The organism is Pseudomonas sp. R1-15 (genome assembly GCF_051132085.1).
Taxonomy (GTDB): Bacteria; Pseudomonadota; Gammaproteobacteria; order Pseudomonadales; family Pseudomonadaceae; genus Aquipseudomonas.
The window spans coordinates 1,497,549-1,508,635 of sequence record NZ_CP071660.1 but is presented as its reverse complement, the minus strand read 5'-3'; the positions used below and the strand labels follow the sequence as shown (position 1 = coordinate 1,508,635).

Annotated in this window: 9 protein-coding genes and 1 riboswitch; of the genes, 7 read left to right on the top strand and 2 right to left on the bottom strand. The window is 63.2% G+C overall.

Annotated elements, in window-relative coordinates; all coding sequences use genetic code 11:
- Positions 1-76: 76 nt before the first annotated feature.
- Positions 77-769 (bottom strand): uracil-DNA glycosylase, encoded by a 693-nt coding sequence (ung, locus tag J3P97_RS06680; protein ID WP_434569500.1) that lies wholly within the window; start codon positions 767-769, stop codon positions 77-79.
- A gap of 131 nt (positions 770-900) precedes the next feature.
- Here ung and J3P97_RS06675 point away from each other — a divergent pair, with 131 nt between their 5' ends.
- Positions 901-2,013, top strand: coding sequence for an enoyl-CoA hydratase/isomerase family protein (locus J3P97_RS06675; protein WP_434673749.1), 1,113 nt, complete (start codon positions 901-903; stop codon positions 2,011-2,013).
- Between the two features lie 120 nt (positions 2,014-2,133).
- Here J3P97_RS06675 and J3P97_RS06670 read toward each other — a convergent pair whose 3' ends face one another.
- On the bottom strand, positions 2,134-2,556 hold the full coding sequence (locus tag J3P97_RS06670) for a hypothetical protein (protein ID WP_434673748.1): 423 nt from the start codon (positions 2,554-2,556) through the stop codon (positions 2,134-2,136).
- A gap of 306 nt (positions 2,557-2,862) precedes the next feature.
- Positions 2,863-2,964: riboswitch (guanidine-I (ykkC/yxkD leader) on the top strand.
- A gap of 60 nt (positions 2,965-3,024) precedes the next feature.
- Here J3P97_RS06670 and J3P97_RS06665 point away from each other — a divergent pair.
- From J3P97_RS06665 to uca, 6 genes are all read left to right on the top strand, one after another.
- Complete coding sequence (locus J3P97_RS06665) at positions 3,025-4,092, top strand: putative urea ABC transporter substrate-binding protein (protein ID WP_434673747.1); 1,068 nt, start codon at positions 3,025-3,027, stop codon at positions 4,090-4,092.
- Between the two features lie 15 nt (positions 4,093-4,107).
- Positions 4,108-4,923, top strand: a complete 816-nt coding sequence (locus J3P97_RS06660) for an ABC transporter permease (protein ID WP_434673746.1) — start codon at positions 4,108-4,110, stop codon at positions 4,921-4,923.
- Entirely contained in the window at positions 4,920-5,708 is a 789-nt protein-coding gene (locus J3P97_RS06655) for an ABC transporter ATP-binding protein (protein WP_434625452.1), read from the top strand. Before J3P97_RS06660 ends, J3P97_RS06655 begins: the two co-directional genes overlap by 4 nt.
- A gap of 13 nt (positions 5,709-5,721) precedes the next feature.
- A complete protein-coding gene (locus tag J3P97_RS06650) occupies positions 5,722-6,447 on the top strand; it encodes an urea amidolyase associated protein UAAP1 (protein ID WP_434673745.1) in 726 nt (241 codons plus the stop codon).
- An 11-nt stretch (positions 6,448-6,458) separates the two neighbouring features.
- Complete coding sequence (locus J3P97_RS06645) at positions 6,459-7,100, top strand: urea amidolyase associated protein UAAP2 (protein ID WP_434673744.1); 642 nt, start codon at positions 6,459-6,461, stop codon at positions 7,098-7,100.
- Between the two features lie 290 nt (positions 7,101-7,390).
- A complete protein-coding gene (gene uca / locus J3P97_RS06640; RefSeq protein ID WP_434673743.1) occupies positions 7,391-11,071 on the top strand; it encodes an urea carboxylase in 3,681 nt (1,226 codons plus the stop codon).
- Positions 11,072-11,087 lie beyond the last annotated feature (16 nt).

The following is an 11,087-nucleotide window of genomic DNA, read 5'->3' as shown; positions in this document are numbered from 1 at the left end:
CCACATGGGATTTGTGTTTGTCCTCAAACCCCTGTGGGAGCGAGCCTGCTCGCGAAGGGGCCCTTATTGCCGACCACTAAACCGGCGGCAACCGCCAATCGATCGGCTGCTCGCCATGCTGCTGGAGAAACTTGTTGGTCCGGCTGAAATGCCCGCAGCCGATAAAGCCCCGATGGGCTGACAGCGGTGACGGGTGGACCGAGGTCAACACCAGATGCTTGGTCGCATCGATCAGCTTCTGCTTGCTCTGGGCATGAGCGCCCCACAGCAGGAATACCAGGTTCGGCTGGTGTTCGCTGACCACTTCGATGACTTTGTCGGTAAAGTGCTGCCAGCCTTTTTTAGCGTGGGCATTGGCATTGGCGCGCTCCACGGTCAAGGTCGTGTTGAGCAACAACACACCCTGGTCGGCCCAGCTCTGCAGATAGCCATGGTTGGGGATATCGATGTTCAGGTCGCGCTTCAATTCCTTGTAGATGTTCACCAGCGACGGCGGCGTCGGCACGCCCGGCTGCACCGAAAAGCACAAGCCATGGGCCTGGCCCGGGCCGTGGTACGGGTCCTGGCCGAGGATCACAACCTTGACCTTGTCCAGCGGCGTGGAATTGAGCGCATTAAAAATCAGCGGGGCCGGCGGATAGATTTCCTTGCCGGCGGCGTATTCACTGCGCAGGAACTCGCGCAACTCCGCCATGTACGGCTGGTCGAACTCGGCACGCAGTGCCTGCTTCCAGCTGGGTTCGAGTTTGATACGGTCGTCAGCGGTCATGGTTGCACCCGGTAGAAACAATGGGCGCACCCTAGGAAAGCCTACAGGGCTTGTCAATTGATCTGACGTCAATCCGGCACTTTCCCCCACAGCAGTCATACTGATCATTCAATTTTCCGATCGAGGTCACGATGAATCTGCACTTCGAAGAACTGACCGGCATCAACGGGGCGCGCCTGGGCGTCGCCACGCTGGATGCCGAAAAATCCTTGAACGCCCTTTCCCTGCCGATGATCAACGCCCTGCGCGATCGCCTCGACGCCTGGGCCCGGGAATCGCAGATTGTCTGTGTGCTGTTGCGCGGCAATGGTGCCAAGGCCTTCTGCGCCGGTGGCGAGGTGCGCAGCCTGGTCGAAGCGTGTCGCGCCCACCCCGGCGAAGTGCCGCCGCTGGCGGCGCAGTTTTTCGCTGCCGAATACCGGTTGGACTTCAATCTGCACACGTATCCGAAACCGTTGATCTGCTGGGGCCATGGCTATGTACTCGGCGGCGGCATGGGCCTGCTGCAAGGCGCCAGCACGCGAATCGTCACGCCGAGCAGTCGACTGGCGATGCCGGAAATCAGCATCGGTTTGTATCCGGACGTCGGCGCCAGTTGGTTCCTGTCGCGTCTGCCGGGCAAGCTTGGCCTGTTCCTCGGCCTTACCGGCGCCCACATGAACGCCAGGGATGCCATCGATCTGGGTCTGGCCGATCGCTTTCTGCTCGATGAGCAGCAGGATGACCTGATCGAAGGCTTGTTGCAGCTTAACTGGCAGGAACAGACCGAGATGCAGCTCAACAGCCTGCTCAAGGCCCTGCAGCAAGAAGCACTGCCGCAACAACCCGAAGCCCAATGGTTGCCGCGTCGGCAGCAAATCGATGAGTGGCTGGATGTCAGCGACGTGCGCTGCGCCTGGAAAGCCCTCAGCCTGCTGGTGGATCATCCGGACCCATTGATCGCCCGGGCCGCCAGGACCATGACCGAAGGCTCGCCGCTGACGGCGCACCTGGTCTGGGAGCAGATCAGCCGCGCCCGCCCTTTGTCATTGGCCGGTGTGTTCCGCATGGAATACACCTTGAGCCTCAACTGCTGCCGCCATCCGGAATTCAGCGAAGGCGTGCGGGCGCGGTTGATCGACAAGGACCACAAGCCGCACTGGCATTGGCCAGATATCAATCATGTGCCGCAAGCGGCGGTCGAGGCGCATTTCCGTAAGGTATGGGAGGGGCGGCATCCGTTGGCGGATTTGTCCAACGAATAACGGACCTGCTTTTGGTGGGCATACCTTTGGTGGAACCCGCCCCCACAGGGTTTAGAGGGTTAGCTTTACGCAGGCACAAAAAAAGCGGCGCTCATTGCGCCGCTTTTTGCTGCCGATCCGTCAGCGATGACCGCCCCGTCCGTCATGGCCACGTCCATCATGGCCACGTCCCCGATGATCATGCCCACGGTCACGTCCGCCCCGGCCGCGACGGTCGTCATTCCAGCCGCCCCGGTCCCGGCCGTCCCAACCGCCCCGATGCGGGTAGGGGCGATACGCCGCTCGCGGTGGCGAGTAATAGCGTGGGCCATGCTGGTAGTAGCGTGGAGCTGAATAATAACGCGGCGCCGGCTGGTAGTAGTACCGGGGTGGTGCGTAATAGCCACGCGGTGCCGAGTAGTAACTTCCACCGCCGCTGTAATAGACCGGCGCCGGAGAGGTATAAACCTCGGAACGGTAGTAGCTGGAGCCTCCGTCGGAATAAGGCACGCAGGCCGAAAGAGTCAAACCGAGAAACGCAATGAGCAGCAGTCGTCGATACATGGCGGCCTCCTGGACCGCGGATGGGCCACATCAGCGACGCTGACGGGCGGCAGTCATCTATTGGGTGACTGACGATTAATCTGACAGCGAAATCGGAATCTGGTGCGACGCTGCAATAACTCGAAACATGTAGCCTTTTGCTTCATTGTGGTGCCCCACAGCACCACAACAACGCATGAATCCGCTTGAGGTAAGCGCCTTCCCGGCATGCAGTCGCTCTGGACCGGGGCTTGCGCGTACTTGGCACGGCTCTCGCTTTAACGAACCTTGTGCAGGAGTCATCACAGGTTCGCGGCACCACAATTTGCAATGGCTGACTAGGGTTCCGGCTCGCCTCTGGCGAGTGGCTGGTCCGAGAGTTGGCGACCTCCAGTTGAGGTTACACGGCGGGACAAAAGCCCGGGAGACAAGCCACCGTTCGCGGTGCCGCGTTGCTCCTGTCCGCCCTTGATCAACTGGAGAACCACCATGCCCAAGCTTCGTCTGTCCTCACTGCTCCTCGCCGCGCTTGCGGCCTTCGCGAGCATCCCATCCCACGCCGCGCCCAAGGACCATTTCAGCGTCTGCTGGACCATCTATGCCGGCTGGATGCCCTGGGAATACGCCGGCAGCCAGGGCATCGTCGACAAATGGGCGAAGAAATACGGCATCACCATCGATGTCGTGCAGCTCAACGATTACGTCGAATCCATCAACCAGTACACCGCCGGTCAGTTCGATGGCTGCACCATGACCAACATGGATGCCCTGACCATTCCCGCCGCCGGCGGCGTGGACAGCACCGCACTGATCGTCAGTGACTTCTCCAACGGCAACGACGGCATCGTCCTCAAGGGCGAGGGCAAGAAAGTCGCCGACCTCAAGGGCATGGACGTCAATCTGGTGGAATTGTCGGTGTCCCACTACCTCTTGGCTCGGGCCCTGGATTCGGTCGGTCTCGCCGAGAAAGACCTGAAAGTCGTCAACACCTCCGACGCCGATATTTCTGCCGCCTTCAACACCGACCAGGTCAAGGCCGTCACGACATGGAACCCGATGCTCTCGGACATCAAGGCCCAGCCGGGTGTCAGCGAAGTATTCAACTCCAGCCAGATTCCCGGCGAAATCATGGACATGATGGTGGTCAACACTCAGACCCTCAAAGACAACCCGGCCCTGGGCAAGGCACTGACCGGCGCCTGGTTCGAAGTGGTGGCGCTGATGAACGCCAGGAACGCAGCCGCCAATGCCGCGCTGGAACACATGGCCAAGGCGTCGGGTACTGATCTCAAAGGTTTCCAGGCGCAACTGGACACTACCAAGCTGTTCGCCACCCCCAAGGAAGCCCTCGCCTTCGCCACCAGCGAGCAACTGCCCGCCACCCTGCGCAAGGTCGCCGAGTTCTCGTTCCGCCACGGTCTGCTGGGGGAAGGCGCCAAGGATGCCGACGCAGTGGGCATGGCGTTCGCCAATGGCGTGACCCTGGGCGACAAAACCAACCTCAAGCTGCGCTTCGACCCCACCTACGTGCAACTGGCCGCCGACGCCAAGTTGTAGGACCGGAGGACTGGCATGCGCCTGATCAACCGCTACCCCGATCGCCCCAGCCGCTTGTTGCTGGTGATCCTGCCATTTGCGCTGGTGCTGTTTGCCTACTTCATGGGCTCGGCGGAACGGCTGACGGACAACCCCAATGACAAGCTGCTGCCCAGCGCTGTGCAAATGGCCGATGCGGTCAAACGCCTGGCCTTTACCGCCGACGCTCGTAGCGGCGATTACCTGCTCTGGCAGGACACCGCGTCGAGTCTGCGCCGGTTGGCGATCGGCCTGGGCATCAGCGCCCTGGCCGGGTTGTGCCTGGGCATCGCCGCCGGCACGCTGCCGCTGTTCGGCGCGCCGTTGTCGCCCCTGCTCACCGTGGTGTCGATGGTGCCGCCATTGGCGATCCTGCCGATCCTGTTCATCGTCTTCGGCCTGGGGGAGTTGTCCAAGGTGATGCTAATCGTCATCGGCATCACCCCGTGCCTGGCTCGCGACCTGGAGCAGCGTGCCCGGGAAATTCGGCCTGAGCTATTGATCAAGGCCCAGACGCTGGGTGCCTCGACCTGGACCCTGATGTTGCGCGTGGTGCTGCCGCAATTGCTGCCGCGCCTGTTGATTTCCCTGCGGCTGATGCTGGGTTCGGCCTGGCTGTTCCTGATCGCTGCCGAAGCCATCGCTTCCACCGATGGCCTGGGCTATCGGATTTTCCTCGTGCGTCGTTACCTGGCGATGGATGTGATCCTGCCCTACGTGGTGTGGATCACCCTGCTCGCCTGGCTGATGGATTGGGGCCTCAAGCGCCTGACCCGCCGAGCATTTCCCTGGTACGAGGGGGCGAAGGCATGAGTTTCATTACCGTGAACAACGTCTGGCAGCAGTATGCCGACCAAGTGGTGCTCGAGCGCTTGAACCTGAGCGTTGCCGAGGGGGAGTTCTGCACCCTGGTGGGTGCCTCGGGTTGCGGCAAGTCGACTTTCCTGCGGCTGCTGCTAGGCCAGGAACGCGCCAGTCGCGGACAGATCCTGCTGGATGGCGAGCCTTTGGCGGGCGAGCCGGATGCCAGCCGTGGAGTGGTGTTCCAGCGTTACTCGGTATTCCCGCACCTGACGGTACTGGACAACGTCGCCCTCGGCCTGGAATTGCCGCGCTCGCCGCTGCTGGGGCGTCTGTTCGGCGGCGCCAAACGCCAGGCCCGCGAAGACGCCGCACAACTGCTGGACAAAGTCGGCCTCGGCCACGCGCTGGACAAATACCCCGCGCAGCTCTCCGGCGGTATGCAGCAACGGCTGGCCATCGCCCAGGCGCTGATCATGAAGCCGCGGGTGTTGTTGCTGGACGAACCCTTCGGCGCCCTCGACCCCGGCATTCGCAAAGACATGCATGCCCTGCTGCTGGAGCTCTGGCGGGAAACCCGGCTGACCGTGTTCATGGTGACCCATGACCTGTCCGAAGGTTTCAGCCTTGGCACCCGCCTGCTGGTGTTCGACAAGGTTCGTGTCGATCCCCATGCCCCTGGCGCCTATGGCGCGCGCATCACCTACGACATCCCACTGAACAGCGACCGCCGCACCGCCCGTGCCGCCGTCGACGCCCTGCCCGCCGAACTGGCCGGCACGTTGCGTATCGCTTGAAAGGAGAAATTCCATGACCGATTCGACCCAGCTGTTCCCCCCCTTCGCCGAAGAATTGCTGCCCGGTGGCGGCCATCGCTCGTTCGTCCTCAAGCGCGGCCAGTTGCTGCGCCTGACCGATGTGCGTGGCGGTGCCAACGTGAGCCTTACCTTGCTCAATGCCAACGAAAAAACCGAGCGCCTGAACTTGCCGGACAGTCTGAAATGCCAACACACCGCCAAGCTCACCGCCGGTCATTGCCTGTACTCGGACATGGGCCGGGTATTGGCGGCAATCACTGCGGATACCTGTGGCTGGAGCGATAGTTTTGGCGGCGTGCTCTGCGCCGAGGAAGTTGCTGAAAAGTATGGTCAGGGCCGTTACCAGGAACTGCGCAACGGCTTCTTCCGCAACGGCACCGACAACCTGTTGGTAGAACTGGGCAAATGGGGGTTGGGTCTGTCCGACCTGTTGATGACCCTCAACCTTTTCAGCCGGGTCGATGTCGACGAGGCCGGCCACTTCCACTTCGTGGAGGGCAACTCCACGGCCGGTGACTACATCGAGCTGTACGCACCGATGGACACCCTGGTGGTGCTGACCGCGCTGCAACATCCGATGGACCCGAACCCGCTATACGCGCCGCAGCCGCTCAAACTCAGCTGGATGAACGCCAACCCCAGCGTCGCCGAACACTGCCGCCAATCGCGCCCGGAAAACCAGCGCGGCTTCATCAACACCGACCGCCTGTTCGCCTGAGGATCGTCGCCATGTCACTCGCCATCGCCACTGCACACAAGCAACCCGAGACCGCCGTCTACCGCGCCACGATTCCAGCCGGCGAACCCTGGCTGACCGAGGTCAAGGCCGGCCAGACCCTGCGCATCCTTGACCTGGAAGGCAACCAGGCAGTCGATACGTTGTTCTACAGCCTGGCCAACCCCAAGGAACGCTACGACGTGCAACGCACACTGCGCCGGCAGAACAGCGTCTACCTGGGCACCGGCAGCGTGCTGTATTCCAACCTCGGCCGCCCGATGCTGACCATCGTCGAGGACACCTGCGGGCGCCACGACACCCTCGGCGGCGCCTGCGCGCAGGAAAGCAACACCGTGCGCTACGCCCTGGAAAAACGCTACATGCACAGCTGCCGCGACAACTACCTGCGGGCCTGCGCCCACGACGGTCGACTGGGCAAGGGTGACATCGGACCGAACATCAATTTCTTCATGAACGTGCCGGTGACCGCCGACGGCGGCCTGACTTTCGAAGACGGGATCTCGGCACCGGGCAAATACGTCGACCTGCGGGCCGAGATCGATGTGATCGTGTTGATCTCCAACTGCCCGCAACTGAACAACCCGTGCAACGCCTACAACCCTACCCCTGCGGAGCTGCTGATATGGAACTGAAACTCATGCGCCTGCGCCGCTGGCTGTTCGCGCTGTGCCAGAGCCGGTCGGGGCAGTGCATCAAATAACGCCTTGGTCTCCTGTGAGAGCGAGCCTGCTCGCGAAGGCGTCGGATCAGTCAGCCTTCATGCGGCTGATGTACCGTTTTCGCGAGCAGGCTCGCTCCCACAGAGGTTGTGTGGTGTTCGAAGGTATCCGCCCACGGGGACGACCCCGTCGGCCATCGAAAACTGCGGGACGGCCCGCATCCCGATTCAGGCGCTGACATTGCGGCCTGAGGGGTAAATGCCATGTTCGAAAAAATCCTGATTGCCAACCGTGGCGCCATCGCCTGCCGCATCCTGCGGACCCTGCGCGAGCTGGACGTCAAAGGCGTCGCGGTTTACTCCCAGGCCGACGAAGCCAGCCTGCACATCCTCCAGGCCGACGAAGCCCACTGCCTGGGCGAAGGCGCGGCGGCGGGCACCTACCTGGCCGTGGACAAGCTCCTGGCGATCGCCCGGGACAGCGGCGCGACCGCGATCCATCCCGGCTACGGTTTTCTCTCGGAAAACGCCGCTTTCGCACAAGCTTGCGAGGCCGCCAACATTGCCTTCATCGGCCCGACACCGGAGCAGTTGCGAGTGTTCGGCCTCAAGCACACCGCACGCGCCCTGGCTCGCCAGCACGGCGTGCCCCTGCTCGAAGGCACGGAGCTGCTCGACAGCCTGGATGCCGCGCTACTGGCCGGCACGCAGGTCGGCTACCCGGTCATGCTGAAAAGCACGGCGGGCGGCGGCGGAATCGGCATGCGCGTATGCCGCAGCGCCGCTGAATTGAGCGAGTCCTTCGAAGCGGTCAAGCGCCTCGGGCAGAACAATTTCAGCGACGCTGGCGTGTTCATCGAGAAGTACATCGAACGGGCGCGGCACCTTGAGGTTCAAGTGTTTGGAGACGGCCAGGGCCAGGTGATCGCCTTGGGCGTGCGCGACTGCTCGGTGCAGCGGCGCAACCAGAAAGTCATCGAAGAAACCCCGGCGCCCAACCTGCCCGAGGGCATGGCCGACGCGCTTTGCGCGGCCGCGATCAAGCTGGCCCAGGCGGTCGACTACCGCAGCGCCGGCACCGTGGAGTTTGTCTATGACAGTGAGGCAGGACGCTTCTATTTCCTGGAAGTGAACACGCGCCTGCAAGTGGAGCATGGCGTCACCGAGCAGGTGTGGGGCGTCGACCTGGTGCGCTGGATGGTGCAATTGGCCGCCGGAGAACTGCCGCCACTGAGCGAGCTGAGCCAAGGGCTGAAAGCCGAGGGCCACGCGATCCAGGCGCGCCTGTATGCCGAGGACCCAGGCCGGGATTTCCAGCCGAGCCCGGGGCTGCTGACTGCGGTGGAATTTGCGCAGGCCAACGGCAAGGAACTGCGCATCGACACCTGGGTCGAGGCCGGTTGCCAGATCCCGCCCTACTTCGATCCGATGATCGCCAAAGTCATTCGCTGGGCGCCGACCCGCGAGCAGGCACGCCTGGGCCTGCATCAAGCGCTGGACGAAAGCCTGCTCTACGGCGTGGAAACCAACCGTGTCTACCTGCAACAGATCCTGCTCGACGCGCCCTTCGCCAATGGCCAGCCTTGGACCCGCTGCCTGGAGACCCTGGCCTACCGCGCCAACACCGTCGAAGTGCTCAGCCCAGGCACTCAAACCAGCGTTCAGGATTACCCCGGTCGCCTCGGTTATTGGGCGGTGGGCGTGCCGCCGTCGGGACCGATGGACAGCCGTTCGTTGCGCCTGGGCAATCGCCTGCTGGGCAACGAGGAAGGTGCGGCGGCCTTGGAAATCACCATGAGCGGGCCGCTGCTGCGCTTCAACTGCGCTGCGCGAGTGGCGGTGACCGGCGCAGAAATCGCCCTGACGCTGGACGGCGAAACGGTGCCGATGGACACCGCGCTGTCGATCGGTGCAGGGTCCACCCTCGCCATCGGCACGATTACAGGCGCCGGGGCGCGGAGTTATCTGTGTGTGCATGGCGGCTTGCAGGTACCGGATTACCTCGGCAGCAAAAGCACCTTCACCCTCGGCCAGTTCGGCGGCCACGGCGGGCGAGCATTGTGCACCGGCGACGTGCTGCACCTGGCTGCGTTGGATGAGCACGTCGTCATGCCGTCGATCGAAGAGCCGCCCCTGGTGTTGCCAGCCGTGCGGCAGATCCGTGTGATCTACGGTCCCCACGGCGCGCCGGAATATTTCACCGAGCGCTACATCCAGACGTTCTTCGGCACCGCGTGGGAAGTGCATTTCAACTCCAGCCGAACCGGCGTGCGGCTGATCGGGCCGAAGCCGGAATGGGTACGTGCCGACGGCGGCGAAGCGGGCCTGCACCCGTCCAATATCCATGACAACCCGTACGCCATCGGCGCGGTGGACTTCACCGGCGACATGCCGGTCATCCTCGGCCCCGACGGCCCGAGCCTGGGTGGCTTCGTCTGCCCCGTGACGGTGATCGAGGCGGACCTGTGGCAACTGGGACAGCTCAAGGCGGGGGACAAGGTGCGGTTTGTGCCGGTGGACCTGAAGATTGCCCGCGCATTGGCAATGGATTTCCCCCGTGGCGAGGGAGCTTGCTCCCGCTCGAGTGCGCAGCGCTCGCCAGACAATATTCCTGGCGCTGAAAATTTGGGGCCGCTGCGCGACCCAGCGCGAGCAAGCTCGCTCGCCACAGGTTTGGGAATTACACAGACATTGATTTCGCCCGTGGTTTTGGACATCGGCCAGGACGACACCCGCCTAGTCGCGCGGCTGTCCGGCGACACCCATCTGCTGCTTGAAATCGGCGCTCCCGAACTGGACCTGGTGCTGCGTTTTCGCGCTCACGCCTTGATGCAGGCCCTGGAGCAAAAACACCTGCAAGGGGTGATCGACCTGACGCCGGGTATTCGCTCGCTGCAAGTGCATTACCAGCCCGAACAATTACCCCTGGCCGATCTGCTGGCCATCGTCGCCGGCGAGTGGGACGCCGTGTGCGCCGCGCAAGACTTGCAGGTGCCGTCGCGCATCGTCCATCTGCCGCTGTCCTGGGACGATCCGGCCTGCCAGCTGGCGATCGAAAAGTACATGACCACCGTGCGCAAGGACGCGCCCTGGTGCCCGAGCAACCTTGAGTTCATCCGGCGCATCAACGACCTGCCCAACCTCGACGAAGTGCAACGCACGGTGTTCGATGCCAGTTATCTGGTGATGGGCCTCGGCGATGTCTACCTCGGCGCGCCGGTCGCCACGCCGCTGGACCCGCGGCACCGGCTGGTGACCACCAAATACAACCCGGCGCGCACCTGGACCGCGGAAAATTCGGTGGGCATCGGCGGCGCCTATCTGTGCGTGTACGGCATGGAAGGCCCCGGCGGCTATCAGTTCGTCGGCCGCACGTTGCAGATGTGGAATCGTTATCGGGACGTCGCCGCATTTGACGGCAAGCCCTGGCTGCTGCGCTTCTTCGACCAGATCCGCTTCTACCCGGTCAGCGCCGATGAGCTGCTGCGCATCCGTCGGGATTTCCCGTTGGGCCGCTTCGACCTGGCGATCGAACACAGCCAACTCAACCTCGCTGATTACCAGCGCTTCCTGGCCCGGGAAGCGGACAGCATCGACGCGTTCCGCGAGCAGCAACAAGGCGCCTTCCGTGCCGAGCGCGAGCGCTGGATCGCCAGTGGCCAGGCGCATTTCGACAGCGAGGAACCGGCAACCGCGCCGAGCGAAGATTCAGTGCTGGACGAGGGCCAACTGAGCGTCGACAGCCACATCGCCGGCAACCTCTGGCAGGTCCAGGTGGAGGTGGGTGCGCGGGTCGCCGCGGGTGACGTGCTGGTAATTCTAGAGTCCATGAAAATGGAAATCCCGGTGCTTGCGCCCATCGCCGGCGTCGTCCGAGAAGTGCGCGTCCAGCCCGGTTCAGCGGTGCGCGCCGGGCAACGCGTGGTGGTGCTGGAACGTGACTGAACTCAATCAAAGGATT

What these genes read in the sequence shown, in the direction of transcription:
- ung (WP_434569500.1), bottom strand. Translation starts at nt 769, where the DNA reads ATGACCGCTGACGACCGTATCAAACTCGAACCCAGCTGGAAGCAGGCA.
- J3P97_RS06675 (WP_434673749.1), top strand. Translation starts at nt 901, where the DNA reads ATGAATCTGCACTTCGAAGAACTGACCGGCATCAACGGGGCGCGCCTG.
- J3P97_RS06670 (WP_434673748.1), bottom strand. Translation starts at nt 2,556, where the DNA reads ATGTATCGACGACTGCTGCTCATTGCGTTTCTCGGTTTGACTCTTTCG.
- J3P97_RS06665 (WP_434673747.1), top strand. Translation starts at nt 3,025, where the DNA reads ATGCCCAAGCTTCGTCTGTCCTCACTGCTCCTCGCCGCGCTTGCGGCC.
- J3P97_RS06660 (WP_434673746.1), top strand. Translation starts at nt 4,108, where the DNA reads ATGCGCCTGATCAACCGCTACCCCGATCGCCCCAGCCGCTTGTTGCTG.
- J3P97_RS06655 (WP_434625452.1), top strand. Translation starts at nt 4,920, where the DNA reads ATGAGTTTCATTACCGTGAACAACGTCTGGCAGCAGTATGCCGACCAA.
- J3P97_RS06650 (WP_434673745.1), top strand. Translation starts at nt 5,722, where the DNA reads ATGACCGATTCGACCCAGCTGTTCCCCCCCTTCGCCGAAGAATTGCTG.
- J3P97_RS06645 (WP_434673744.1), top strand. Translation starts at nt 6,459, where the DNA reads ATGTCACTCGCCATCGCCACTGCACACAAGCAACCCGAGACCGCCGTC.
- uca (WP_434673743.1), top strand. Translation starts at nt 7,391, where the DNA reads ATGTTCGAAAAAATCCTGATTGCCAACCGTGGCGCCATCGCCTGCCGC.